General features: G+C 39.9%; 30 protein-coding genes. 27 read left to right on the top strand and 3 right to left on the bottom strand.

Annotation, left to right across the window (positions count from 1 at the left end; all coding sequences use genetic code 11):
* Nucleotides 1-15: 15 nt before the first annotated feature.
* From LCM09_RS01205 to LCM09_RS01145, 13 genes are all read left to right on the top strand, one after another.
* The gene (locus LCM09_RS01205) at nucleotides 16-579 is read left to right on the top strand and encodes a GNAT family N-acetyltransferase (RefSeq protein ID WP_224878173.1); all 564 of its coding nucleotides are present in this window, start codon (nucleotides 16-18) and stop codon (nucleotides 577-579) included.
* An 87-nt stretch (nucleotides 580-666) separates the two neighbouring features.
* Nucleotides 667-1,098, top strand: coding sequence for a GNAT family N-acetyltransferase (locus LCM09_RS01200; RefSeq protein WP_224878171.1), 432 nt, complete (start codon nucleotides 667-669; stop codon nucleotides 1,096-1,098).
* Nucleotides 1,099-1,344: 246 nt separating this feature from the next.
* Complete coding sequence (locus LCM09_RS01195; RefSeq protein ID WP_224880025.1) at nucleotides 1,345-2,691, top strand: copper amine oxidase; 1,347 nt, start codon at nucleotides 1,345-1,347, stop codon at nucleotides 2,689-2,691.
* Between the two features lie 199 nt (nucleotides 2,692-2,890).
* Nucleotides 2,891-4,129: an ABC transporter substrate-binding protein gene (locus LCM09_RS01190; RefSeq protein WP_224878169.1), complete on the top strand. Its 1,239-nt coding sequence runs from the start codon at nucleotides 2,891-2,893 to the stop codon at nucleotides 4,127-4,129.
* The gene (locus tag LCM09_RS01185; RefSeq protein WP_224878166.1) at nucleotides 4,098-4,982 is read left to right on the top strand and encodes an ABC transporter permease; all 885 of its coding nucleotides are present in this window, start codon (nucleotides 4,098-4,100) and stop codon (nucleotides 4,980-4,982) included. The genes LCM09_RS01190 and LCM09_RS01185 overlap by 32 nt, the downstream gene beginning before the upstream one ends.
* Complete coding sequence (locus LCM09_RS01180; protein WP_224878164.1) at nucleotides 4,979-5,800, top strand: ABC transporter permease; 822 nt, start codon at nucleotides 4,979-4,981, stop codon at nucleotides 5,798-5,800. Before LCM09_RS01185 ends, LCM09_RS01180 begins: the two co-directional genes overlap by 4 nt.
* 16 nt (nucleotides 5,801-5,816) lie before the next feature.
* On the top strand, nucleotides 5,817-6,812 hold the full coding sequence (locus LCM09_RS01175) for an ABC transporter ATP-binding protein (protein WP_224878162.1): 996 nt from the start codon (nucleotides 5,817-5,819) through the stop codon (nucleotides 6,810-6,812).
* Nucleotides 6,809-7,462 (top strand): TVP38/TMEM64 family protein, encoded by a 654-nt coding sequence (locus tag LCM09_RS01170; RefSeq protein WP_224878160.1) that lies wholly within the window; start codon nucleotides 6,809-6,811, stop codon nucleotides 7,460-7,462. The genes LCM09_RS01175 and LCM09_RS01170 overlap by 4 nt, the downstream gene beginning before the upstream one ends.
* A gap of 17 nt (nucleotides 7,463-7,479) precedes the next feature.
* Nucleotides 7,480-8,061, top strand: a complete 582-nt coding sequence (locus tag LCM09_RS01165; RefSeq protein ID WP_224878158.1) for a CDP-alcohol phosphatidyltransferase family protein — start codon at nucleotides 7,480-7,482, stop codon at nucleotides 8,059-8,061.
* A 13-nt stretch (nucleotides 8,062-8,074) separates the two neighbouring features.
* Complete coding sequence (locus tag LCM09_RS01160; protein WP_224878156.1) at nucleotides 8,075-9,502, top strand: dihydrolipoyl dehydrogenase family protein; 1,428 nt, start codon at nucleotides 8,075-8,077, stop codon at nucleotides 9,500-9,502.
* A gap of 18 nt (nucleotides 9,503-9,520) precedes the next feature.
* The gene (locus LCM09_RS01155; RefSeq protein ID WP_224878154.1) at nucleotides 9,521-10,603 is read left to right on the top strand and encodes an FAD-dependent oxidoreductase; all 1,083 of its coding nucleotides are present in this window, start codon (nucleotides 9,521-9,523) and stop codon (nucleotides 10,601-10,603) included.
* 272 nt (nucleotides 10,604-10,875) lie between these two features.
* Nucleotides 10,876-11,196 (top strand): iron-sulfur cluster biosynthesis family protein, encoded by a 321-nt coding sequence (locus LCM09_RS01150; RefSeq protein WP_224878153.1) that lies wholly within the window; start codon nucleotides 10,876-10,878, stop codon nucleotides 11,194-11,196.
* 18 nt (nucleotides 11,197-11,214) lie between these two features.
* The gene (locus LCM09_RS01145) at nucleotides 11,215-11,376 is read left to right on the top strand and encodes a metal homeostatis BSD2 family protein (protein ID WP_224878151.1); all 162 of its coding nucleotides are present in this window, start codon (nucleotides 11,215-11,217) and stop codon (nucleotides 11,374-11,376) included.
* A 51-nt stretch (nucleotides 11,377-11,427) separates the two neighbouring features.
* Here LCM09_RS01145 and LCM09_RS01140 read toward each other — a convergent pair whose 3' ends face one another.
* Nucleotides 11,428-12,375 (bottom strand): hydroxymethylglutaryl-CoA lyase, encoded by a 948-nt coding sequence (locus LCM09_RS01140; protein ID WP_224878150.1) that lies wholly within the window; start codon nucleotides 12,373-12,375, stop codon nucleotides 11,428-11,430.
* Between the two features lie 124 nt (nucleotides 12,376-12,499).
* Here LCM09_RS01140 and LCM09_RS01135 point away from each other — a divergent pair, with 124 nt between their 5' ends.
* Genes LCM09_RS01135 through LCM09_RS01125 form a run of 3 tightly spaced genes read left to right on the top strand, consistent with a single transcriptional unit; the run spans nucleotide 12,500 to nucleotide 15,074 of the window.
* Nucleotides 12,500-13,684, top strand: a complete 1,185-nt coding sequence (locus LCM09_RS01135; protein WP_224878148.1) for an acetyl-CoA C-acetyltransferase — start codon at nucleotides 12,500-12,502, stop codon at nucleotides 13,682-13,684.
* A 22-nt stretch (nucleotides 13,685-13,706) separates the two neighbouring features.
* A complete protein-coding gene (locus tag LCM09_RS01130) occupies nucleotides 13,707-14,393 on the top strand; it encodes a CoA transferase subunit A (protein WP_224878146.1) in 687 nt (228 codons plus the stop codon).
* A gap of 12 nt (nucleotides 14,394-14,405) precedes the next feature.
* Nucleotides 14,406-15,074: a CoA transferase subunit B gene (locus tag LCM09_RS01125; RefSeq protein WP_224878144.1), complete on the top strand. Its 669-nt coding sequence runs from the start codon at nucleotides 14,406-14,408 to the stop codon at nucleotides 15,072-15,074.
* A gap of 38 nt (nucleotides 15,075-15,112) precedes the next feature.
* On the opposite strand, the gene LCM09_RS01120 is transcribed toward LCM09_RS01125, so the two are convergent.
* Nucleotides 15,113-16,024, bottom strand: coding sequence for an aldo/keto reductase (locus tag LCM09_RS01120; protein ID WP_224878142.1), 912 nt, complete (start codon nucleotides 16,022-16,024; stop codon nucleotides 15,113-15,115).
* Nucleotides 16,025-16,155: 131 nt separating this feature from the next.
* Here LCM09_RS01120 and LCM09_RS01115 point away from each other — a divergent pair, with 131 nt between their 5' ends.
* Nucleotides 16,156-16,695, top strand: a complete 540-nt coding sequence (locus LCM09_RS01115) for a cysteine hydrolase family protein (RefSeq protein WP_224878140.1) — start codon at nucleotides 16,156-16,158, stop codon at nucleotides 16,693-16,695.
* A 102-nt stretch (nucleotides 16,696-16,797) separates the two neighbouring features.
* On the opposite strand, the gene mciZ is transcribed toward LCM09_RS01115, so the two are convergent.
* Entirely contained in the window at nucleotides 16,798-16,956 is a 159-nt protein-coding gene (gene mciZ, locus LCM09_RS01110) for a Z-ring formation inhibitor MciZ (RefSeq protein WP_224878138.1), read from the bottom strand.
* 114 nt (nucleotides 16,957-17,070) lie between these two features.
* Between mciZ and LCM09_RS01105 the strand changes: the two genes are divergently transcribed.
* The 10 genes from LCM09_RS01105 (at nucleotide 17,071) to LCM09_RS01060 (ending at nucleotide 26,113) form a co-directional block, all read left to right on the top strand.
* The gene (locus LCM09_RS01105; protein WP_224878136.1) at nucleotides 17,071-17,610 is read left to right on the top strand and encodes an NUDIX hydrolase; all 540 of its coding nucleotides are present in this window, start codon (nucleotides 17,071-17,073) and stop codon (nucleotides 17,608-17,610) included.
* 4 nt (nucleotides 17,611-17,614) lie between these two features.
* Nucleotides 17,615-18,775: an endonuclease Q family protein gene (locus tag LCM09_RS01100; protein WP_224878134.1), complete on the top strand. Its 1,161-nt coding sequence runs from the start codon at nucleotides 17,615-17,617 to the stop codon at nucleotides 18,773-18,775.
* Nucleotides 18,776-18,849: 74 nt separating this feature from the next.
* Nucleotides 18,850-19,491: a stage II sporulation protein M gene (spoIIM, locus tag LCM09_RS01095; protein ID WP_224878131.1), complete on the top strand. Its 642-nt coding sequence runs from the start codon at nucleotides 18,850-18,852 to the stop codon at nucleotides 19,489-19,491.
* A 111-nt stretch (nucleotides 19,492-19,602) separates the two neighbouring features.
* The gene (fur, locus tag LCM09_RS01090) at nucleotides 19,603-20,085 is read left to right on the top strand and encodes a ferric iron uptake transcriptional regulator (protein WP_224878129.1); all 483 of its coding nucleotides are present in this window, start codon (nucleotides 19,603-19,605) and stop codon (nucleotides 20,083-20,085) included.
* A 101-nt stretch (nucleotides 20,086-20,186) separates the two neighbouring features.
* Nucleotides 20,187-20,414: a YqzK family protein gene (locus tag LCM09_RS01085; RefSeq protein ID WP_224878127.1), complete on the top strand. Its 228-nt coding sequence runs from the start codon at nucleotides 20,187-20,189 to the stop codon at nucleotides 20,412-20,414.
* A 14-nt stretch (nucleotides 20,415-20,428) separates the two neighbouring features.
* Complete coding sequence (gene xerD / locus LCM09_RS01080; protein WP_224878125.1) at nucleotides 20,429-21,319, top strand: site-specific tyrosine recombinase XerD; 891 nt, start codon at nucleotides 20,429-20,431, stop codon at nucleotides 21,317-21,319.
* A 137-nt stretch (nucleotides 21,320-21,456) separates the two neighbouring features.
* Nucleotides 21,457-22,635, top strand: coding sequence for a phosphopentomutase (gene deoB, locus LCM09_RS01075; protein ID WP_224878123.1), 1,179 nt, complete (start codon nucleotides 21,457-21,459; stop codon nucleotides 22,633-22,635).
* Nucleotides 22,636-22,656: 21 nt separating this feature from the next.
* Nucleotides 22,657-23,484, top strand: coding sequence for a purine-nucleoside phosphorylase (locus LCM09_RS01070; RefSeq protein ID WP_224878121.1), 828 nt, complete (start codon nucleotides 22,657-22,659; stop codon nucleotides 23,482-23,484).
* Nucleotides 23,485-23,501: 17 nt separating this feature from the next.
* Nucleotides 23,502-24,803: a pyrimidine-nucleoside phosphorylase gene (locus tag LCM09_RS01065; RefSeq protein ID WP_224878119.1), complete on the top strand. Its 1,302-nt coding sequence runs from the start codon at nucleotides 23,502-23,504 to the stop codon at nucleotides 24,801-24,803.
* Nucleotides 24,804-24,934: 131 nt separating this feature from the next.
* On the top strand, nucleotides 24,935-26,113 hold the full coding sequence (locus LCM09_RS01060) for a D-alanyl-D-alanine carboxypeptidase family protein (RefSeq protein ID WP_224878118.1): 1,179 nt from the start codon (nucleotides 24,935-24,937) through the stop codon (nucleotides 26,111-26,113).
* Nucleotides 26,114-26,151 lie beyond the last annotated feature (38 nt).

The following is a 26,151-nucleotide window of genomic DNA, read 5'->3' as shown; positions in this document are numbered from 1 at the left end:
TGTGGAGGCTGCCAGATGAAACCGATCTTATTTAATTTTCCTCACGAGATCTATACTGAACGTTTGTACATACGCTGTCCTCTCCCTGGAGATGGTTTGGTTGTACATGAATCTATTCAAGCTTCAAGACCTGAATTAAAACAATGGATGCCCTTTGCAAAGAACGAACAATCTAAAGATGAAGTAGAAGAAAACATCAGGGAAGCTCATACTTCTTTTCTCAAAAGAGAGGACTTAAGGCTGCATATTTTCCATAGAGAAACAGGGGTTTTCATAGGGTCCTCAGGCTTACATAAAATTGACTGGGACGTTAGAAAGTTTGAAATAGGGTATTGGATAGACTCACGGTATTCAGGTTTTGGGTATATTACAGAAGCCGTTAAAGCCATTACTCAATTTGCGTTTAAGGAATTACATGCGAAGAGAGTAGAAATCAGGTGTGATTCTAAAAATGACAAAAGTATGAGAGTCATAGAGCGTTTGGATTTTCCTCTTGAAGGAGTCTTGCGAAATGAAGATGTTTCGATAGATGGTACGGAGTTAAGAGATACATGTGTATATGCAAAGGTGAGTAGGTGAGGTAAAGTTACCCAGTTCATCAAAATAGCAGGAACAAAGCTTCATAATCAAGAAATACCATTAAAGAACTGCAAGGAGGGGACATTGTTGATTGAACGTGCAAGTGCTGAAGAGAAAGAATATATTTTATCGAATTCCATTCAATCGGTAAATGAGGGCACAACAAACCCTGGTATCATAAAAGAAGACAAAGCGATTGAAATTGTTTCTTCAATCCTTGATCGGGGCGGATACCACCTCGTTTATCGCGATGGCGATCAAATAGCTGGGTGGGTACTTATTGGTGAGAATACGGATTATTTCACAGGAATCAAACATGGATTTATATACGATGTATTTGTTTTTCCAGAGTTTCGAGGGAAAGGGTACTCAAAGAAACTAGTTCAAGCAAGTATACATGACCTTAAAGAGCAAGGCTTTGAAGAGATACGTTTAAATGTATACTCATCAAACTTTGCGAAATATATCTATAAGGATATTGGATTCAAAGAGATGCAGACGATAATGGTATACAAATAACGTTAGTGAGAAAAGCCCTATGCAAAGGTAGCGTAGGGCTTTTGAGTGAAGAAAATCAAAGATTATTTATTTTTTATTGTTTCAAAACCCTTTCGCACCAAGGGTTATAGAATGATTTGAACATCTTTTTAAAAAACTTTGCAAAAAAATGATCCAATCGTTAATCCACTCCGTTAGCTAAATGTAAAACAAATTAAGGGGAGTGGATGAAACATGAAAACGGAACATAATTTGAAGAAAAGAGTAATCGACTGGAAAAAAGGACTTTTAATCGTACCACTAAGTTTTTCTTTATTGATGCCGACTGGCGCATTTGCAGATGATCACGGTAATCATGAAGACAAGCCTACAGTCGAAACGCCTGCAGCAGATCTTAGAGCTACACTAGGCCACTTACTTAGTGAGCACGCATACCTTGCAGTTGAAACGATGAGAAAAGGAGCGGAAGGTGCTGAAGATTTTGAAGCATCTGCTGGAGCACTTAGCGAAAATACAGAAGCATTAACAGGTGCTATTTCTTCTGTGTATGGTGAAGAAGCTGGAGCACAATTCAACCAAATCTGGAGTGACCACATCGGATTCTTCGTAGATTATGTGAAAGCAACAGGAAGTGAAGATGAAGAAGCAAAGCAAGAAGCTCTTAATAACCTTGAAGGATATAAAGAAGAGTTTTCAAAATTCCTTGAAACAGCAACTGGTGAACGTCTAGAAGCAGAATCTCTAACAAAAGGTCTTCAGATGCACATCAATCAGCTAATCGGTTCATTCGATAGCTATGTTGCAGGAGATTACGAGAAAGCTTATGCACAAGAACGTGAAGCAATCGCTCACATGCATGGAGTAGCAAAAGGATTCTCAAGTGCAATAACTGATCAATTTCCTGAGAAGTTCAATGATACCAAAGCAGTAACACCTGCTTCAGACCTTCGTGCAACTCTAGGTCACTTGCTTTCAGAGCATGCTGGTTTAGCGATGATGACGATGCAGAATGGTATCGATGGTTCAGACGACTTTGAAGCGTCAGCACAAGCTCTAAACAAAAATACAGAAGCGCTTACTGCAGCAATTTCATCAGTATACGGTGAAGAAGCTGGCATGAAATTTAATGAAATGTGGTCTGGCCATATTGGTAACTTCGTAGAATATGTACAAGCAACAGGAGCGGAAGACGAAGCAGCGAAGGAAAAAGCATTAGAGGCACTAGATAACTATCGTGCTGATTTCTCAAGCTTCTTAGAAACAGCTACTGAGGGACGTCTTAAGTCAGATGCATTAGCTGAAGGTCTACAAATGCACGTAAACCAGCTAGTAGGAGCATTCGATAGCTACACAAACGAAGATTACGATGCAGCTTATGATGCTGTAAGAGAAGCTTATGCTCATATGTACAAGCCTGCTAAAGGACTTTCAGGCGCATTCACTGACCAGTTCCCAGACAAATTTGCAATGAGTATGCCAACGGATATGCCTAAAACAGGTATGGGTGGTACTGCAGAACAGCAGATGCCGATCGAATGGATCTTAGCAGCAGTTCTTGCAACGATGGCAGCTACAGGAGTCGTTGTTAGAAGGAAATTGCAAAAAGATAGCTAATGCCAATTAGCGCAAAACGTTCATTAAACAGCAATAGCCGAAGCGCTATTGCTGTTTTTTTTATAGAAAAACATACTATGTAAGTTGTATTACAACAAAAATTAGTTGAACAAGATATAATTAACATAGGAATGGTATTTAATAAACATAAAGTTATTATGGTAAACTATTTCACGCATCTTTAAATGGAGGTTTTGGAATGAACTGGAAGTTACTAATCATCATTACCGTTTTAGGTATACTTACAGCTTGTGGTAATCGTGGAGAAAGCGAAGCTGGATCTGAAGAAGTTCTTTCAAAAGACTGGACGGAAATAGAAAGTGATGCAGAAGGAACAGAAGTGACTATATTTATGTGGGGTGGAGATGAAGGGATCAATCGCTACATCGATGAGTGGGCTGCCCCTAAGCTTGAAGCAACGCATAACATTACACTGAACAGGCAACCGATGAATACAGAAGAGTTTATGCAAAAGCTATTAACAGAGAAAAAAGCAGGAAAGAATAAAGGAACGATCGACATTATTTGGATCAACGGCGCGAACTTTAAGAATGCAAAGAACGCGAATTTGCTTCTAGGGTCATTTACAGATAAGTTACCAAACTTCAAGAAATATATCGGAAGTGAAAATCCTGCCGCTGCGTTTGATCAGGGAACGGAAATTGACGGCATGGAAGCGCCGTGGGGTAGCGTTCAATTTGTGTTTAATTATGACTCAACGAAAATTGATTCTCCACCCAAAACGGTTGATGAATTAAAAGTCTGGATTTCTGAGAACCCAGGAAAATTCACTTATCCGAACGTTTCAGACTTCACTGGAAATACGTTCGTCAAGCATCTCCTTGTAGCGAGTGCGACAAATTCTGTGGATACTATGGCAAAAGAGTTTGATCAAGATTTAGTGGAGAAGAACGGAGAGTATGTGTGGTCATACCTAAATGAAATAAAACCAAATCTCTGGCGAAATGGCGAAACGTATCCCGAGTCATTAACAAAGTTAGATACGCTGTACAGCCAGGGAGAAGTATGGATGACGATAGGCTTCAATGAAGCGAGAGCTGAAAGCTTAATTAAGGATGGTACTTTCCCTGAAAGTACAAAATCGTTTGTTCTTGAATCACCTGGCTCTATTTCTAACAACCATTATTTAAGCATTCCATTTAATAGTCCTAATCCATCCGGAGCTATGACGGTCATTAACTTCTTAGAATCTCCTGAAGCTCAGATTGCTAAGATGGACCCTGATATGTGGGGAGAAGGTATGGTCCTCGACTATGATAAGCTCAAGGAAGAGGATAAGAAAGAAATTGAAGCACTAAATCGTGGAGAAAGCGTTATACCTTCTGAGAAATTAAATAAGTACAAGCTTCCAGATTTAGATACAGGGTATACGGAGTGGATTTCAAATGATTGGGCAAACAAGGTTTTTGAAGAATAAGCATAAAGCATGGTTTTATTTAGCACCGGCAGTTGCTGTCATCTTATTTCTTGTAGGTTATGGGATGTGGTCTGCTGTCGTGCAAAGTATACAAACGGTAGACGGGAATTGGACGCTTGGTTTTTATAAAGAGCTTATTAGGAGCGACTCTTTCGTAACGTCCATACAGTTCACTTTATGGGTTACGCTCATCTCAACCGTCCTTTCTCTTCTAATCGGACTTTTATTGACGAGAATACTTTATCGCTTATTTCAACAATCTTCCGTAAAGATTTTGGTGTGGATTCCTATACTCATTCCTCACTTTGTAGCAGGGTATCTTGTCTATTTGTTTCTATCTCAGAGTGGGTTACTATCATCCTTTTTATTTCAGGCTGGATTAATAAGCGACCGCTCCATGTTTCCTGTACTTGTTCAGGATACAAGAGGGATAGGGATTATTTTAACGTATGTATGGAAGGAAGTTCCGTTCGTAATTCTGATGCTTCTTCCTGTTTACTATGAGATTGATCATCGCTATTCAGAGGTAGTAAGAACGTTAGGGGGGAGCAAATGGGATGAATTTAAAACGGTGGAATGGCCGTGGCTCCTCCCAATTTTGGTAGAGATTGCGATCATACTGTTCGCCTTTGTTGCTACCGCATTTGAAGTTCCGTATTTACTTGGAGTTACAAGACCGGAAATGCTTCCTGTACATGCCTTCGATTGGTTTTATGACGGAGATTGGAGCAAACGCCCTTTAGCCTTTGCTGCTATGATCATTCCTGGAATCATTTCACTTCTTTTGGCGGGTATCTCCTTCAAGCTTATTCAAAAACATAGGTTACGCCTTATTAAAGGGAGAGTTCGATGAGGTTAAAAGAAATTATTTCAGGGAAGAAAAGAAAGGTGATCGTTCTTATCACCTTGTTCATATTTATGTTATTGTTTATCCTCCCTCTCTTTACAATCGTTGTAAAGAGTTTTGCAGCTGATTGGAAGTGGCCAATCCTATTTCCGAATGAATTAGGTTTAGATGGGTGGGTTGTTATCTTTACAGACCCAGCGCTAGTGAAATCAGTCATTACAACCTTGAAACTGGGAATAATGGTAGTACTGCTAAATTTGATCTTAGCTATGCCAGCAGCAAAGGCATTATCTTTATATACGTTTAAAGTGAAGTTTCTAATCGAGGCATTTTTACTATCGCCCATTTTGATCCCTGGCATCTTACTGGCGATGGGTTTACAGTATACGTTGATTCAGTTTGGGTTAGCAGACCGTCTAAGTGGTGTGCTATTGGTTCATTTAATTCCTACTTTGCCTTATTCAATACGCATAATGAGAGCAGGGTACGAACGCCTTGGTAAAGGGCTGAGTGAACAAGCTGCAGTACTAGGATCAGGACCGCTCATACGTTTTTTTACGGTATCTCTACCGCTCCTGATTCCGAGTATTAGAAGTTTAATGTTATTAACATTTGTGATTTCACTTGGACAATATGCATTAACAGCAATTATAGGTGGAGGAGTTGTAACAACGCTGCCATTATTATACTATCCTTATTTTTCGAGCTCCAATGAAGCAGTTATCGCTGGGTTTTCATTATTATTTGCTTTACTCCCACTTCTATTTGTGGGAGTTGCAGAAATAGCACTAAGAGCGGTCATTCGGGTAGTTAATCGAAGTTGAAAGGAAGATTACAGGTATGGATGACCTAATACAATGTAACAAATTAACAAAAAGCTATTCGGAACAACCTATTTTAAACGAAGTTTCTTTTTCTCTCAGAAAGGGAGAACACTTAACGATCGTTGGGCCTTCCGGTTGTGGGAAATCCACATTGCTTCGTTGCCTTGCCGGTCTTGAGTCTATCGACAATGGTGACATAAAGCTTAATGGAAAATCAATCACGTCGACTAGACCTGAAAATCGGTCTATCGTTTTAATGTTTCAAGATTCCTTATTATTTCCGCATCTCTCAGTCATCGAAAATATAACGTACGGATTGAAAAGGAAGAAAACACCAAGGAAAGATCGAATCAACGAAGGCTTACAAATGTTAGAAAAAGTGAAGCTTACCAGATGGAAAGACGCATATCCACATGAACTTTCTGGGGGTCAGAAGCAGCGTGTCTCTCTTGCAAGGGCACTAGTGTTAAAACCAGACCTTCTTTTACTTGATGAACCATTCAGCTCGTTAGACGCTTCCCTTCGAGAATCCCTTAGGGGCGAAGTGAAGGAGATATTGCGGGATGAAAATATAACGTCTTTGTTTATTACTCACGATCGGGATGAAGCCATTGAGTTGGCAGATCGGTTAGCCGTTATGAATGATGGGCGATTGATTCAGCAAGGAACACCGTATGATGTTGTTACATATCCCTCTTCTTCAGAAAGTGCCAGAATTATAGGAGAGGGTCTTTCTTTAGAAGAAGGCTTTGTGCCTCTTCATCATGTTACAGCAGTACCTAAAGATGACCGCGTTTCAAACAACAAAGATTTGGTCACGATACCTGGAAAAGTAACCGCGCTTACAGTTAAAAATAATTCAGTTTGTTATCGTGTTTCTTGGGAGGATGGAACGGTACTCGTTTCTTCCGAAGCAAGTTTAGAGCCAGGGCAGGATGTCTTTTTGAGAGCAACTAGAATGCACGTTCACCCGTATGGACCAAACTTACGTACATGGAGTAATACTCCATGACGATCAAAGCAGTAGTAAAAGGTATCGTCATGATTTGTCTGGTGATTGTCGTATTCTTGCTCAATGAACATGTGTTTAACCTGCGTCCATCTCAACTTCGTTTGTGGATTTCATCTTTCGGCTTTTATGCTCCTTTAATTTTCCTAATAGCTACGATAGGCAGGCCGTTTGTTCTGTTTCCAACATCGGTCCTTTCTATAGCTGGTGGATTGGTTTTTGGTCCATATGTTGGGACGGTCTTAGTAGTAGTAGGAGGGTCAACTGGAGCATTATTGTTTTTCCTAGCGGCTCGAAAACTTGGTTATAATGCACTGCCACAAGCTTTACGGAGACGAGGGGAGAAGTTAGAGAAAGGTCTTTCAGAGCAAGGGTTCTCCTATGTGTTGCTATTAAGGTTGGTCCCATTCTTACACTTTGACCTTGTAAGCTATGTATGCGGTGTTTCAAACGTCGATAAAAAGAAATATTACCTTGCAACGTTAGTAGGCATGCTTCCTGGGGCATTAGCACTGAATTTTCTAGGTGCAAGTTTCTTAACAAACAATATTAAGTCCGTTGTAATTGCAGCGATCGTCTTATTCGTTCTCCTATTAATCACGTTGTATATACGCAAAAAAGCGTTCGGATCAGAATTAGATAAAGAAATTTAATCGAAGGATGGTGCGCTGTGCTCGATACTCATGGAAGGAAATATGTACAGCCTATCATGGACAAAACTGCAGGCTGGTTACTTAAAATAGGTCTTAGCGCGAACCAGGTAACGACCATATCGTTTATCATCGGTGTTTCTTCAGGGTTGTTCATTTATTTTGATCAGCCAATTTTAGCCGTCATCGTATTATGGATTTCTGGGTACCTCGATGCGGTGGATGGAACGATGGCAAGGAAAACAAAGCCGTCCGCATTTGGAACAGTTTTAGATGTGAGCTTTGATCGAGTGGTTGAAATAAGTGTTATTGTGGGTCTTGCTTTTGCATTTCCAGAATCAATGTGGGCACTATTGTTATTAAGTACATCGATCATATTTGCGATGACAATCTTCCTTACTGTAGGAGCTGTTTCTGAGAAGCAAGGGATTAAATCATTTTATTATCAAGCAGGTGCGGCTGAGCGGACTGAAGGATTTCTCTTGTTTACCGCGATGATTCTCTTTCCTAGCTATTTAACGATACTTACATTACTATTTCTAGCAATTGAACTATTTACAAGCTTACAAAGACTTACTGAAGCAAAAAGAATACTGGGTTAGAGAGGTGTTTCATTTGAAAAAATATGACTTGATCGTAATAGGCGGAGGTTCTGGAGGACTAACTGCCGCAGCTGGAGCTGCTAATATGGGAGCAAGCGTGGCGTTAATCGATGATCAACCAGGGCTCGGAGGAGACTGCTTGCACTTTGGTTGTGTTCCATCTAAAGCATTTATATCAGCTGCTAAGGAAGTTCATGCTGTTTATAAAGGTGCCAAAGAATTCGGCTTAACGGTTAGCGGAGAGGTTCGATTTCAGCGCGCCATCGAACGAGTTCATGAAGCAATAGAGGAAATACAAGCCATAGATAGTGATAAACGATTTGAAGATCTAGGCGTAATGATCTATCGTGGTAAAGGCTCTTTCGTGGACGAGCATACAGTATCAGTCGATGGGCAGAACTCAATAGAAGGAAAAAGGATCATCATTTCAACTGGATCCAGCCCGAATGTCCCTCCTCTTCAAGGCGTTGACAAAATCCCGTTTCTTACGAATGAATCGATATTTAACTTAAATCGATTACCTGAAAGTATTGTCTTCATCGGTGGAGGAGTTGTTGGACTTGAGCTTGCTCAATCTTTAGCAAGGTTCGGCTCTAAAGTGACTGTGCTTGAAACGTCTGAAACGATCCTGAAAAAAGAAGACAAAGACATCATACCAGTAGCTAGACAGCTTTTAGAAAAGGAACTTTCCTTCATTTATAACGCTGAAGTAACTGGTATTTCTACTCGAGATGGAAACAAGGCTGTAACGTATAACGTTAATGGGAAAGAAGAAGAGCTCGTAGTTGATGAAATCATGATGTCGACGGGACGAAAACCGAACACAGATAAGTTAAACCTAGAAGCAATAGGTGTCGAAACGAACAACGGATTTGTAACCGTTAATGATCAGCTACAATCGTCTAAATCTCATATTTATGCAATTGGTGATGTGAACGGAGCGTTTCCATTTACGCATGGAGCTGGTATGGAAGGAAAATTGATCATTCAAAATGCTGTTTTTGGTTTAAGAAGAAAAGTAAACTATGATAATGTACCATGGGTAACGTATACAGATCCCGAAATCTTTCATCTTGGCTTAACAGAAGACGAAGCAAGAGAAAAACATGGTGACGATATTCGTATATTCAAGGTTGATGTAAGTGATGTGGATCGCTTTATTGCTGAGCGGAAAAAGGATGGCCTTGTGAAAGTGATTACTGATGCAAAAGGGAAAATACTAGGAGCTCATGCAGTGGGTGAAGATGCTTCAAGCTGGATGCAGGAAATTGTTTTTGCAAAAGAACACGGCCATAAACTAGGCGATCTCTCTACTGTTATCCACCCGTACCCTACTAAAGGGGCAATCCTCAATCAAGCATCAGATCTATACTGGCGTGAAAAACTCTTTGATGGTGTCTTTCCAAAGGTTGCTGAAAAATACATTAAATGGGTGAGGTAATAGAAAAGGATGATATGATTGAAAAAGAAGTTACTGTTAATCGGTGGGGGACATGCTCATCTCTACTTGATGAAGAAGCTGCAAGAGGAAGAGTTAGATGTAGAGGTATCAGTCATATCACCGTCTGAATACCAATTTTATTCAGGCATGTTCTCGGGCTATATAGAAGGGTTATATAATTTTGAAAATATCCGAATTCATATTCCAACATTGGCGGAAAAAGCTAATATTTCCTTTATAAAAGGAGCCGCATTATCGATCGATGCAAAAGCGAAGGTAGTGTTGACTGAGAAAGGTGACATCGTATCATACGATATTCTTTCGATCGATATTGGATCTTATTCTGGTGGAGTCGATGTCCCAGGTGTAAGACAGCATGCGCTTCGAATTAAGCCAACGTATCGGATTGAAGAAGTAGCAAGTACGATGTGGGAAGCAGAAGATCCTGTAGTCATAGGGGGAGGTGCCGCTGGGATAGAGATGGCACTTTCCTTGCATGCAAAGAGGAAAGCAGAAGGCAAAACACCAGTAACTCTAGTTACGCAGTCTACACTTCTTGCGGAAGAAGATGAGAAAACACAAGCAAAAATCGAACAAATAGCTAGAGAAAAAGGGTTGAACGTTCACCAGAACGAAAAAGTCTCAAACGTTACTTCTTTAAGTATTGTAACTTCTAATGGAAATCAGATTAAGTATGATCAACTTCTCTGGTTGACTGGCCCGAAAGCACCAGGTATATTTCAAACATCTAAATTACCTGTGGATGATAAAGGCTATCTGTTAGTTGAAGATACACTGCAAGTTAAGGAATATCCTGCTATTTTTGCAGCTGGAGATTGTGCATCTCTTAGGGCTTATCCCAATCTTCCTAAATCAGGTGTAATTGCAGTAAGGCAGTCAGAAGTATTGTGGAATAATATTAAAGGCTATATTAAAGGTGAAGACGGAATTCGGTTTCAACCAAAAGGAAAATATTTATCAATTCTCTCAACTGGAAATAAAGAAGGACTTTTACTTTATGGAAAAGTAAGTCTTCATCATCACTTTTCATGGAAGTTAAAAAATAAAATCGATCGAAGGTTTATGGATAATTACCAATAAACCAAAGGCAGGCTGTCGCTCACGGCCTGTCTTTCATTATGCAATTCGTTTCTTGCATACTTAAATGATCATATATGAAATAATCATATATGATTAAGCAGAAGATCTTCGTCCGGTGTGCAATTTCTTGCTATTCGCGTTTATAATGGAATAGAGGCAAGTTGCTGAAAAGAGAATGATGATCGATTTAAATGACTCTTAGAAAACCTTTTTTGATGAATGAACACGATAGTATATATACCTTTCGAATATGAAAGGGAAGAGGAGTGAAAATGATGAAGTTACAGTTTACCGATAGAGCGATTGAGAGGCTAGAAGAAGAGCAAGAAGGGTATTTAAAGCTAGATTATGATATTGAGGATTGTGGATGTGTGGTTAACGGAGTAACACAGCTCGTATTGGATGCAGAGCCTTTAGACTTCGACATAGAAATAGAAACTAATTTCCGCCCCGTTAGAGTCCAGAAACAATACGCAGTGTTTTTTGATGAGAATATGAAGGTAGACTATCTCCCAAAATATCATTGCTTTATGCTGAAAAGTGATAATGAGATTCTGAATCCAAGGATGCGTTATATCAATCGTATTTCGTAAAGTAGGAGGGGTTTAACCTTGTCGTTTATAGCTTATTTTCTGATGTTTTTTGTTGTTTACCTTATTGTGAAAGGGATCTCGAATTTTATAAAAGAAAAGAAAATGGATCGAATTTCATTTATAGGAGGCATCATATTAGCTTTAATCTATAGCACGATCTTAACGATATTCAAAGGATAGGAGGAGCACAGTGTGCTTCTCCTATATTTAGTTAACCATAATTGAAATATGTTAGTTAGACTTTGCTGAAATCTCTTTTTTATAAAGGGTACGATATGGCGTATCGATGGACCGTGAGAGGTGAGGCTCTATGTCATCGACTGCAGTCATGAGCTTATCTAAGTCTATTCCAGTTTCCACACCCATTCGTTCTAACATGTAAACAACGCTTTCTGTTGCAACGTTGCCTGTTGCTCCTTTGGCGAAAGGACAACCGCCTAGCCCACCAGCGGACGTGTCGAACCTTGAAATGCCTGCTGTGAGACAAGCATAAATATTCGCAAGAGCCATTCCTCTCGTATCATGAAAGTGCGCCGTTAGAAGCGTGTTAGGAAATTCTTTTTTTAATGTATCAAAGACAAAGTAGGCTTCCCGAGGGGTAGCCATACCGATTGTATCAGCAACACTAAGCTCATCAACGCCTGCATCAACAAACTTTCTACAAATGGCTAAAGTATCGTTCAGAGCCATTTTCCCTTCATAAGGACAATAGAAAGCTGTTGATATACAAGCTCGGACAAAATAACCGTCTTGCTTCAATTCATCTACCAACACGGTTAACTCTTCTAGTAATTGATCCGTTTCTTTGTTGCTGTTCTTTTTGTTAAAAGAGTTACTTACTCCAGCGAATAGAGCAACAGCTGAGACTGATGTTTCTTTCACGCGTTCGATCCCTTTTCTGTTTGGTGCAAGTACAAAGTTCCTCGATTCATCTAGACATGAGGCGACAATTTCTTTTGCGTCTTTCATTTGTGGAACCCACTTAGGTGAAACGAAAGATGTAAGCTCCATCTCGCGAACTCCTGCCTCTTTGAGCCCTTTTATGAATGAGACCTTATTGTCAGTAGGTACGTAATTGAATTCATTTTGAAGACCATCTCTAGGTCCTACTTCGATTATTGTAGCGTGATCTGGTATCATGATAATCAACCCCTCATTTGTAAGCGTTATCTTTTCCATTAAAACAGAGCTTGTGGGTTGTTGCAAGAAAATCGTTAGAATAATTGGAATTCTTTTTGTTTGAAGGAGTTTTCTTATCAAAGTAAGAATTATGTAGAAGAGAGTCACTTTAAGGAGGAAAACTATGAATCAAGATGTAGTTATTGTAAGCGCTGTCAGAACGCCAATCGGATCTTTTAGTGGTGCGCTGAAAAATGTTTCAGCACCTGAACTTGGGGCACTAGCTATTAAGGAATCGATACGAAGAGCCGGCATAACGCCTGATCAAATAGAAGAAGTCATTATGGGAAATGTTCTTCAAGCAGGTTTAGGTCAAAATCCAGCGAGACAAGCAGCCATAAAAGCAGAGATTCCAGTATCGACTCCTGCGATGACCATCAACAAAGTGTGTGGATCAGGGTTGAAAACAGTCCATCTCGGTGCACAGTCGATCATACTTGGTGACCAGGATATTGTGGTTGCTGGTGGAATGGAAAACATGAGCCAGGCGCCTTACCTCTTACAAGGAGCAAGAGATGGCTTAAGAATGGGCGATCAAAAGATGATCGATAGCATGGTCCATGACGGGCTATGGTGTGCGTTTAATGATTATCATATGGGAGTGACCGCAGAAAATCTTTGCGATCATTATAATTTATCTCGAGAAGAAATGGATGATTTTGCTGCATCAAGTCAGCAAAAAGCACAGGCCGCAATTGAAGAAGGGCGTTTTAACGAGGAAATTATCCCTGTGTCAATTCCACAACGTAAGGGAGATCCAGTGGTCTTTGATACAGATGAATATGTGAAGCCAGGTACAACAGCTGAAAAACTTGGGAAGTTGAGACCAGCGTTTAAGAAAGACGGTAAAGTAACCGCAGGAAATGCTTCAGGAATCAATGATGGAGCAGCCGCTGTAGTCTTGATGAGTCGTAAAAAAGCAGAGGAGCTTGGTGTTGAATACCTTGCAGTGATTAAAGCAAACGCAAGCGGTGGAGTAGATCCAAGTGTGATGGGTCTCGGTCCGGTCCCTGCAACGAAGAAGGTACTTGAACGAGCAAATCTATCGATGAGTGATATGGACCTTGTTGAAGCAAATGAAGCTTTTGCAGCACAGTCACTCGCTGTAGGTAGAGATTTAGAGTTTAATAGAGACATTCTTAATGTCAATGGTGGCGCGATTGCACTTGGCCATCCGATCGGAGCTAGTGGAACAAGAGTACTAGTGACACTTTTACACGAAATGAAACGTCGAAATAATCGCTATGGACTTGCGACGCTATGTATCGGCGGTGGACAAGGGGTAGCGACAATTATAGAAAGACCTTAACTATGAAGGAGGCGTAAATGATATGAAACCGATACTAAACTCATTCGACGAAGCAGTACAAGATATTCAGGATGGAGCAACCCTATTAGTAGGTGGATTTGGGCTTGTAGGGATTCCAGAAAATTTAATCAAGGCGATTCGTGATAAAGGCGTGAAAGACCTAACGGTTATTTCTAACAACTGTGGAGTTGACGACTGGGGACTTGGTCTTCTTTTGAAAAACAAGCAGATTAAGAAAATGGTAGGTTCATATGTTGGTGAAAACAAAGAATTTGAGCGTCAAGTACTTTCAGGAGAGTTAGAAGTAGAGTTAATTCCTCAAGGAACGCTAGCTGAGCGAATTCGTGCAGGGGGAGCAGGAATCCCAGCATTTTATACACCTGCTGGAGTAGGAACTCCAATCGCTGAAGGCAAAGAAGTTAGAAGTTTCGATGGAAAAGAATATTTGCTTGAGCCAGCAATCAAAGCAGACTTCTCGCTTGTTCGAGCTGCCAAAGCTGACCTGATGGGGAACCTTGTATACAATAAGACAGCTAGGAACTTCAACCCTATGATTGCAGCAGCAGGTGAAGTGACGATTGCTGAAGTTGAAGAGCTTGTAGAGAATGGAGCACTTGAGCCAGACCAAATTCATACTCCAAGTATCTATGTACAAAAAGTGATCGTTGGTGAACAAGAAAAGAGAATCGAAAGACTAACGACTAGGTAAGGAGGCTAAACCATGACAAAAGTTGATAAAGCTGCAGTGAGAGAAAAGATTGCTAGAAGAGCTGAAAAAGAAATTAACGACGGTTTTTACGTAAACCTTGGTATCGGGATGCCTACTATGGTTGCAAACTATATACCTGATGGGAAGAAAATCGTTCTTCAATCTGAGAATGGTCTTCTTGGTATAGGACCTTATCCATCAGAGGGTGAAGTGGATCCTGATCTAATCAATGCTGGGAAAGAAACGGTTACTGCGATGCAAGGTGCAGCTTATTTCGATAGTGCAGAGTCGTTTGCCATGATTAGAGGTGGACATATCGATGTGGCTATTCTCGGAGGTATGGAAGTTTCAAAGAATGGTGACCTTGCGAACTGGATGATCCCAGGTAAGATGATTAAAGGAATGGGTGGTGCGATGGATTTAGTCCATGGAGCTAAGCGAATCGTTGTCATCATGGACCACGTTAACAAAAGCGGCAACCCGAAAATATTAAATGATTGCTCATTACCTTTAACGGGAAAAGGTGTTGTAAATCGAATCATTACTGACCGTGCTGTTTTCGATGTGGCAGACGAAGGATTGGTACTAAGGGAAGTTGCTAAAGGATATACTGTTGATGAAATTAAGGCATCAACAGAACCTGATATTATTGTGAAAGACGTCATTATGGACGCATTTTAATAAGAAAAACGCAGTCTCATTTGAGACTGCGTTTTCATTTACCGATGCTTATCATACGTAATTGTTTTTGAAATTGATTGAATTTCGTTGATCTCATTTTGAGTTAATTCTGGGGCATTTTGCGCTGTGAGGTTTGCAAGCAGCTGTTCGCTCTTACTTGCTCCTGGTATAGCCGTTGCTACTGCTGGATGAGCGAGAGTATAACGTAGTGCAGTTTGAGTCATATTACGCTCGCTCCCCTGCATATCCGATAGTTTTCTAGCTATTTCAAGTACTTCCTCTTTTGAGTGGGTTAGAAAGCCCTCGTCTTTTACTTTATGTTCGAATCGATCTGTTAGCATTCCTTTTGCAAGTGGACCTCTCGCAATGACACTAATGTTATTTTTGTGGAGCATATCAAGCATCTCTTCTTCAGGCCGTCGGTCAAGAATACTATATTGCATCATGACAGATGTAATAGAAGATCGCTTTACATATTCTCTGATAACGTTTGGACGGATACTCGATATCCCGTATTCGCGTATGAGACCTTCTTGTTTCAGTTCCTCAAAAGCTTGAATCGTTTCATCGATAGGGTCTTCAATCGTACCACCGTGTAATTGGTATAAATCGATATGATCAGTCTTCAATCGCTTCAAACTTTGCTTACATGCCTCTTTGATATGTTTTTTGGATGGGTCCCAGAACCACCCTTCCTTTCCATCCTCCCAGTGATTCCCACCTTTTGTTGAGAGAATGACGGAATCTCGTCTGTCTTGAAGAGCTTTTCCAACGATTTCTTCATTAAAACCAAATTCATAAAGATCTGCAGTATCAATGAAATTGACACCATTATCAATTGCTTCGTGGATAAGTGAGATCCCTTTTTCCCGATCGGTGCCGATCGACATCGTACCAAATCCGATTTCACTAACGTGAAGATTAGAATGACCTAGTTGGTTTTTCTTCATAGATTATCATTGCCTCCCCTATAATAACTACTTTTAGTGTATCGTGAAATGAACACCTAACGCTAACAAAAAGGGTGTCTTGTCACATGTAACATCACCTGATATAGTTAATGACTAGAGGAGGCGTTTTGATGGGGAAGGAAGCACTATTAATCATAGATATGAGTAATGATTTTGTTCATGATCGCGGAAGTTTAACAGTCGGAGTGAAAGGGCAGTCGATTGTTCCTGAAATAAAAGCTCTTGCAGATTCTTTTATCGAAGAAGGTAATGAAGTAATTATTTGTATGGATGCGCATCAAGAGCAAGATTCTCACTTTGAACTATGGCCTGTACATAATGTGGTTGGCTCATGGGGCCAAGAACTGTATGGAGAGTTAAACGTATGGTATGAAGAACATCGCATGCACCAAAATGTGGAGTATGTACCTAAACCAGAATATGATGCTTTTTTTCAAACTAATCTCGAAGACATTCTCCGTTCAAAAGGTGTTGAAACCGTTCACCTAGCAGGGGTATGTACGGATATTTGTGATTTCCTGACTGCGTACGGAGCTTATGCAAGAGGTTTCAAAACCGTTGCACACAAACGTGCTATGGCCACGTTCTCAAAACATCATGACGTTTTTCTTAATCAGATGAAAATTATTTTCCAAACTGAGATCCGTTAATAAACTTCTAAAATAGAGTGAAGTAAGATCGTTTATCCAATATAATAGTTGGTTCTTGTAACTCAATACTGAAAAAGCTGCCCATATTAGGGGCAGCTTTACTTATTGAATCAGTCTTAAGTGCGACTTAGATTTAGCTTTTGGTGCTTGAATCCATTCTTCGATCGTCTCGTAATGGTTCATATAGTGCTTGATCATTAATTGAATCTGCTTTGGTTTTCCGACCATTGTAACGCCATTAGATTGTATATAAATCTTCACTAGTTTACCCTCCTACTCAGTCGATACATAATCATCTGATGTTCCCCTATTATCTGTCTGTTGTGATAGAATTTATGTATCGAAATCAAATTTTAGAACCAGGAGTGAGCGGACATGGATCATTTATATGAAAAGACCCTTCGTTCAGAAACACTATATGAGGGTCGAATAATTAATTTAAGAGTGGAAGATGTAGAACTACCAAATGGGAAGCAAAGTAAGCGTGAGCTGATCGATCACCCAGGAGCTGTCGCGGTAATCGCAATGACTAGAGATAATAAAATTCTTGCTGTAAGACAATACCGAAAAGCGCTTGGGAAATCGATCGTCGAGATCCCAGCAGGCAAGTTGGAGGTTGGAGAGGAACCCGAAATCACTGCAGTTAGAGAGCTTGAAGAAGAGACAGGGTATACGTGTCAGTCGTTAACAGAAGTGATTTCCTTCTACACTTCTCCTGGATTTGCAAATGAATTAGTGCACCTTTACGTTGCGGAAGGACTTGTTAAAAAAGGTGAGCAATCTGCTGATGAAGATGAGTTTCTAGATGTTCTATATTTATCATTAGATGAATTAGAAGAAATGGTTCATACAAAAGAAGTGCATGATGCAAAAACAGCTTATGCCTTGCTCTATCTCAAAATGATTCAGAGGTGACGATATGTTTGACTGTTACGCTGATTTTCATATACATATAGGGAGAACGTCATCACAGAAACCGGTCAAAATTACTGCATCTGACTCCTTAACTCTTACTAGAATTCTAGAAGAAGCTTCTAGTCGGAAAGGGTTAGACATGATTGGCATCATCGATTGTCATGTTCCTGAAGTGATTGATGAAATTGAAAACGAAATAAAGAATGGCAAGGCCTTTAAACTTGACGAAGGTGGAATAAGGTTCGAAGATATGACCCTAATTCCGGGGTGTGAAATTGAAGTCTATGACTATAAGTGTAAGGGTCCTATTCACGTATTAGTGTATTTGCCTGATTTAACGCTTATGAAACATTTTTCGGACTGGTTATTAGGCCGAATGACGAATGTTAATTTGAGTTCGCAACGTATTTATGAAGATGCTTACACGTTGCAATGCAAAGTGAAAGAACTCGGTGGTCTCTTCATACCGGCTCATATCTTCACGCCATATAAAAGCTTGTATGGAAGAGGAGTTTCACATTCTCTTACAGAAGTATTCGATATCAACTTAATTGATGCGGTTGAACTAGGCTTGTCTTCAAACACTACGATGGCAGATGAAATCGAAGAACTTCATTCTCTACCATTTCTGACAAATTCAGATGCCCATTCCATTCCGAAGATTGCAAGAGAGTATCAGCATCTAAAGATGAAAGCTTCGACCTTTAAGGAATGGGAGCTAGCACTCAGAAACGAAGGATCTAGACGAATTGTTAGAAACTATGGTTTAGACCCTGAGCTTGGAAAATATTACGAAACAGTTTGCAGCAAATGTGAAGCCAAAGCGAGTGGCATTGAATGTCGAAGTTGTGGGAGTAAACAACTGATCAAGGGCGTCTCAAACCGAATTCAAGAATTAAGTACAGCTACGAGTAAGCCGAATAGACCTGAGTACATTCATCATGTCCCACTTGAATATATACCTGGTATTGGACCTAAAACGCTTGAAAAACTGTTGGATTTCTTTGGCACTGAAATGAATATCTTACACCGAGCGAAGGAAGACGAGTTGTCAGCTGTTATTGCCCCTTCTACAGCAAAATTAATTTGCCTTGCAAGGGAAGGAAAGCTCTCCTTTGAAAAAGGCGGGGGAGGGAAATACGGCAAAATACGGACGAAAAACTGATAATCTAGCAACTGTCATATGCCTACTATTCGATTCATAGACTTTACCAAGAGCAGTATGGAGGGGGAGTTCTTATGAATCGGAGTCGTCAGTTGAAGCAAGTCATTTCGTCACATATAGCAGATCATCTATCACTTTATACATTCATTGCTGTGTTATTTCTAATGGGAATTGTATTCGGTGCAGTTATTGTTAATAGTCTTAGTCTAACTCAGAAAGAAGATCTCGCCTTATATTTAAGCCGATTCTTTGGACAAGTTTCAGATGGCCAATTCGCAACATCCTCTGAAATGTTTCAACAAAGTTTTACACATTACGTGAAATATATTGGATTGATGTGGTTATTAGGCCTAACTGTAATCGGACTACCAATCATTTTGGTTATGTTGTTCTTAAAGGGGATAGTCGTCGGATTTACTGTAGGATTTCTTGTAAATCAAATGAGCTGGAAAGGCTTATTGTTAGCTTTTGTATCGGTTTTTCCACAGAATATATTAGCTGTTCCTGTTTTCATTGTAATCGGTACAGCTTCGTTAACGTTCTCACTTAAACTAATAAGACAATTGTTTATGAAGCGAAAAACAGAAATGATTTTTCCTCCATTTATTCGGTTTTCATTATTAGTACTTTGTTCGCTATGTGTTCTATTTATAGCCTCGTGGTTTGAGGCATACTTGTCACCTTCATTGATAAAAGCGGTAGTTGATATTCAGTGATTCTAATATAATAATTATTATAAAGTACTATTGATAATTATTTTAGTTTGACACCCTTTTTTCTACTGCTTATAATGAAATTGGCATCGATCGAGGGAGGGAAATAGGGATATGGAAAGCAGAATCGATCGAATTAAGAAACAACTTCATTCTCAAAGCTATAAGTTAACTCCACAGCGTGAAGCGACCGTAAGAGTTCTCCTTGAGAATGAAGAAGATCATTTGAGTGCTGAAGATGTTTACCTTCTCGTTAAAGAAAAATCACCAGAAATTGGTCTGGCTACTGTATACAGAACGCTAGAATTACTAGCGGAACTTAAGATTGTGGATAAGATTAACTTTGGAGACGGCGTCTCAAGGTTTGATCTTAGACAAGAAGGTGCTGCACACTTTCACCACCATCTTGTTTGCATTGAATGCGGAGCAGTAGATGAAATTCAAGAAGATTTACTTGGAGACGTAGAAGAAGTCGTTGAAACGAATTGGAACTTCAAAATCAAAGATCATCGCTTAACATTCCACGGGATTTGCTACCGCTGTCAGAAGCAAGACCAAGCGGAGCAGCCTGAGATAGAAACAGCAAATCGTTCCTAACCAAACTTATTAATTTATGCAAAAGAGCCCCTTATCAAACATGCTATGTATAAAAATCTCCTTATCTGGCATATCTTTTACTAGAGATGGAGGTGCATAATATGGTTAGGGGTCTATTGCTTGTTTTAGATACAATGAAGGTGTTCTTGCTTTTTACAGGCTGTACACTGCTGTTTTACTTTGGAATTCTCTGGGTAAATCAAGAGTATCAAAATTACCACCGGTATGATGAGCCACAGGGAAAGGCAGTCAAAGTGGTGCAGATGGAGTCAGTGCCTCAGCAAATTTTCCTAGAGAGGCTCGGTTTGTTTTACCAAACTGGTGAATAAGGGAGTTTTTGCTTATGGATGACCAGGTACAGGATTTTTTACACTATTTAATAGTTGAGCGCAGCCTATCAAAAAATACTCTCGATGCTTATAGGCGAGATTTAGCTCAATATACGCACCATTTAACTGAGAAAGAATCTCTTACTTCATTAAAGGATGTTCGACGCGTTCATATCGTTAACTACCTCTATGAATTGAAAGATAACGGAAGAGCCTCAACAACCATTGCGCGAAATATTGCTTCTATACGTTCCTTTCATCAATTTCTATTAAGAGAAAAAGAAACGGATCAAGACCCTTCTGTACATATAGAAACACCAAAAGCTGAACGGAAATTACCTAAGATTCTTTCCACATCGGAAGTTGAACAGCTGCTTGAAGCACCTGACTACTCAACACCATTTGGTAAGCGTGATCGAGCGATGCTTGAAGTATTGTATGCTACAGGACTTCGAGTTTCAGAGCTTGTGGACCTGAATATGGAGGATATCCACTTAACGATGGGATTCATCAGAACGATTGGTAAGGGCAATAAAGAACGAATTGTCCCTTTAGGTAGAATGGCACGAGATGCCTTGCAGCTCTATCTAGATGAAGGAAGAAGTGCATTGTTGAAACGGAAAAAGTCAGAAGCTCTTTTTCTAAACCATCACGGTGAGAGGCTTTCTAGACAAGGATTCTGGAAAATCCTCAAAAAACTGGCTCTGCATTCGAATATTGTAAAGCCTCTGACTCCCCATACATTGAGGCATTCATTTGCGACACATTTGCTTGAAAACGGAGCGGATTTACGAGCTGTACAAGAGCTATTAGGTCATGCAGATATATCGACAACACAGATTTACACACACGTAACGAAGGCAAGGTTGAAAGATATTTACTCAACTTATCACCCAAGAGCTTAAATTAGCTCTCCAGAAAACAATCTGGTCGTCGACCAGGTTTCTTTTTTGTTTAAAGAGATGGTTATACATAAGTGTGTTTTTATATTTACAAAGGGAATAGTAAAATATGAGTATTATTTATATAAGGAGGACTAGGAATGGCTAATAAGTTTAAACGAGTATTTTTAGTAGTAATGGACTCTGTAGGTATCGGTGAAGCACCTGATGCTGAGCAATTTAATGATAAAGGTGCAGATACATTAGGGCATATCGCTGATCATATGGGTGGTCTTGAGATGCCAAATATGCAAAAGCTAGGACTTGGAAATATTCGAGAAGTGAAAGGTGTTTCGAAGGTCGACAAGCCAATGGCGCACTTTACGAAAATGCAGGAAGCTTCAAATGGGAAAGATACGATGACTGGTCACTGGGAGATCATGGGACTTCATATCGAACAACCTTTCCGTACATTCCCTGATGGCTTCCCAGATAAGTTATTAAATGAATTAGAGCAAAGAACGGGACGAAAGAGCATCGGTAACAAGCCAGCTTCTGGAACTGAAATTATTGAGGAACTGGGGAAAGAACACGTTGAAACCGGTGCGTTGATCGTATACACATCTGCAGATTCTGTGTTACAAATCGCGGCTCATGAAGACGTTGTACCTCTAGATGAGCTTTATCACATCTGTGAAATTGCAAGAGAGATGACGAAAGCAGAAGAATACATGGTGGGAAGAGTAATCGCTCGTCCGTTTACTGGAGAAGTTGGAGAATTCAAGCGTACATCTAACCGTCATGACTACGCGCTAAAGCCGTTTGGACATACGGTGATGAACGAGCTAAAAGATAATGGAAAAGACGTTATTGCAATCGGTAAAATATCTGATATTTACGATGAAGAAGGCGTTACAGAATCGCTTAGAACGAAATCAAATATGGATGGTATGGACAAGCTTGTTCAGACACAGAATATGCAATTTGAAGGCTTGAGTTTTTTAAATCTTGTTGATTTCGATGCGTTATTTGGACATAGAAGAGACCCACAAGGGTATGGTGAAGCTCTTGAGGAATATGATGCTCGTCTAAGTGAATTCTTAGAGAATATGAAAGAGGATGATCTTCTTCTAATAACTGCTGACCATGGTAATGATCCTGTTCATCATGGAACAGATCATACTCGTGAATATGTACCTTTGCTTGCTTACCATAAAGGAATCGACGTTGGTCAAGATCTTGGGATTCGCAAAACATTTGCAGATATTGGAGCTACAGTTGCAGATAATTTTGAGGTAAACTTGCCTGAGCACGGAACAAGCTTTCTAGAGAAGCTTTAAAGATAAGAGGAGGAACTGATAATGACAGTAATCAAACAAGAGATTCAAGATGCAGCATCTTACATTACAGAAAACGCTGGAGAGGTTAAACCTGAAATAGGACTTATCCTCGGATCTGGCCTTGGTGTACTTGCAGAAGAAATCGAAAACCCAGTAAAAATTGCTTATAGTGATATCCCTAACTTTCCTGTTTCAACTGTTGCAGGGCATGCTGGACAATTCGTCTTTGGAAAGCTTAACGGTAAGAACGTAGCTGCGATGCAAGGACGCTTTCATTACTATGAAGGCTATGAGATGGATAAAGTAACTTTCCCTGTAAGAGTAATGAGAGAACTGGGTATTGAGAAAATAATCGTAACCAATGCTGCTGGAGGAGTTAACGAAGAATTTGAACCAGGAGATTTAATGGTGCTTTCTGATCACATCAATAATTTTGGAGCAAATCCTTTAATCGGACCGAATAGCGAAGAATTTGGTCCTCGTTTCCCAGATATGTCTACAGCTTATAGCAAGGATCTTCAAAAGCTTGCTCACGAAACAGCAACAGAACTAGGCATGAAGCTTCAGTCTGGTGTTTATGTAGGTAACACTGGCCCAACATATGAGACGCCTGCAGAAGTTCGTATGCTAAGAACACTTGGTGGAGATGCAGTTGGAATGTCTACGGTTCCTGAAGTAATCGTTGCAAGGCATGCTGGGATGGAAGTACTAGGAATTTCTTGTATTTCAAATATGGCTGCAGGGATCCTAGATCAGCCACTTCATCATGGTGAGGTAATTGAAACAACTGAGAAAGTAAAAGCGAACTTCTTATTATTAGTTAAAAATATTGTAGAGAAGATGGCGTAGGAAGGGAGATTCATCACATGAGAATGGTCGATGTTATTCAAAAGAAAAGAAACGGTAAGACACTAACAAAAGAAGAAATAGAATTCTTCATCAATGGTTACACAGCAGGTGATATCCCAGACTACCAAGCTTCTGCACTTATGATGGCTATTTATTTCAATGGCATGGAATCCAACGAAACAGCGATGTTAACGCAATCGATGGTCGATTCAGGAGAAACGATTGACCTTTCTGCGATCGAAGGACATAAAGTGGACAAGCATTCTACAGGTGGAGTTGGCGATAAAACGACGTTCATCGTAGGACCGCTTGTTGCTTCTGTAGGAGTACCTGTTGCAAAGATGTCTGGTCGAGGACTTGGACATACTGGTGGTACGTTAGACAAGCTTGAATCCATCGAAGGATTTAACATTGAAATGACAAAAGATAAGTTCATTAACAATGTGAACACGCACAAGCTTGCAGTTGCGGGTCAAACTGGAAACCTTGCTCCAGCTGACAAGAAGCTATATGCACTTCGAGACGTTACGGCTACAGTTGATTCGATTCCATTGATTGCTGGTTCAATCATGAGTAAGAAGCTAGCTTCTGGTGCTGACAGCATCGTTCTAGATGTGAAAACAGGCTCTGGCGCATTTATGAAGGAGTTAGAAGATTCTAAGGCATTAGCTCGAGAAATGGTTAACATCGGGAATAATCTAGGCAGAAATACTGTTGCTGTTATTAGTGATATGAATCAGCCTCTCGGTTTTGAAGTTGGGAATGCAAATGAAGTTCGAGAAGCTTGTGAAGTTCTTCAAGGTAAGAAAGTTGAAGACCTACGCCTTTTATCTCTTGAATTAGCTTCACATATGACTGTCCTTGCAGGCGTGTTTAGTGACTTTGATTCAGCATATAAAACGCTAGAACAAAATCTAGAAAATGGGAAAGCATTTGAAGCATTCCGTTCACTTGTTTCTGCTCAAGGTGGAGACGTAAGTGTGATCGATGATCTTTCGAAACTTCCTCAATCAAAGTATCATGTTGAAGTGGCTGCAGAAAAAGATGGGTATGTAACTGCAATTGATGCTGAATCAGTTGGTGTTGCTGCTATGTACCTTGGAGCAGGTAGAGCAACAAAAGACGATCAGATTAATCATGGAGTCGGCATTACACTTAATAAAAAAGTAGGCGACCCAGTCAAGAAAGGCGAAGCGTTGGTTACACTTCATAGTGATGATGAGAACCCTCAAGATTCAGTAAAGAAAATAAATGAAGCGTACACGCTATCTGAAGAGTCCCCTGGTAAGCATAAGCTTATTTATGATGTGATCAACTAAATAGTGATTAGATAAAGTCCCCTTTTCGGGGGCTTTTTTATTGACTTATTTTGTAATCGTTTCTATCTATGAAAGGTATAACTTACCAATAAGCTGGGCATCCTTCTATTATTAAGAATGGAGGGATCCAGATGAAAGTTTCGGCAGCATTACTTGCCATGCTACTCGCTGTAGCGACATTCGTTCCATCATTTGCAAGCGCTAGTGAAATTAAATCAGATATTGTAGAAGAATCATCATCTGCAATATTAATTGAGCGGGATACAGGAGCGGTTTTATACGAGAAGGATAGTAATAAGAAGCTTCCTCCAGCAAGTATGACCAAAATCATGACAATGGTATTAATAATGGAGGCCATTGAAAGTGGAAAAATAAGTCTTGATGACAAAATAAGAACAAGTGAATATGCTGCTTCAATGGGTGGATCGCAGATCTTCCTAGAAGCAGGAGAAGAAATGACGGCCGATGATATGTTGAAGGGAATAGCGATTGCATCAGGAAATGATGCTTCTGTTGCGATGGCAGAAGCGATTGCTGGATCAGAAACAGCCTTCGTGAAAATGATGAATGATAAAGCGAAAGCGATGGGTTTGAAAGATACAAATTTCGTGAACCCTACAGGACTTCCAGCTAAAGATCACTACTCGACTTCACATGATATGGCCCTGATGGCAAGAGAATTATTGAAATATGATTTAATCACGAAGTATACAGGAAAGTATGAAGATTATTTAAGGGAAGACACAGACAATAAATTCTGGTTAGTTAATACAAATAAATTAGTTAAATTTTATCAAGGAGTCGATGGGCTAAAAACCGGCTTCACAAATGAAGCGAAATATTGTCTTACCGCTACAGCAAAACGAGATGATATGAGGGTTGTAGCAGTAGTAATGGGGGCTCCATCACCTAAGAAACGTAATTCAGAAGTAACGAAGCTATTTGATTATGCATTTTCTCAATATACGACAAATAAGTTATTTGACCGAAATCATGTTGTGAAGAACGTAGAAGTGAATAAAGGTGATCGTTCAACGATGAAAGTCGTAACTTCTCAGCGGGTTTCAGTTTTGATGAAAAAAGGACAGGAAGATGAAAAGATAACGACTTCAATCAAAATGAACGATCAGATAGAAACACCGATAAAAAAAGGTGATCCTGTTGGTGTTCTTACTGTAAAAGTTGATGGAAAGGTTACTGCAACTTCGCCTGTTTTGTCTTCTCAAAATATTGATCAAGCATCATGGTGGCAGTTGATGAAACGAACTGTTGCGCAATTCGCCAAAGCATCTGATGAAGATGTCAAGTAAACGTTTGTTTACTCGAACAACCACTAGTTTTGTCATGA

Source organism: Guptibacillus algicola (genome assembly GCF_020171805.1).
Taxonomy (GTDB): domain Bacteria; phylum Bacillota; class Bacilli; order Bacillales; family Guptibacillaceae; genus Guptibacillus; species Guptibacillus algicola.
The sequence above is the reverse complement of the archived record's forward strand: the minus strand, read 5'-3'. Positions and strand labels throughout refer to the sequence as shown.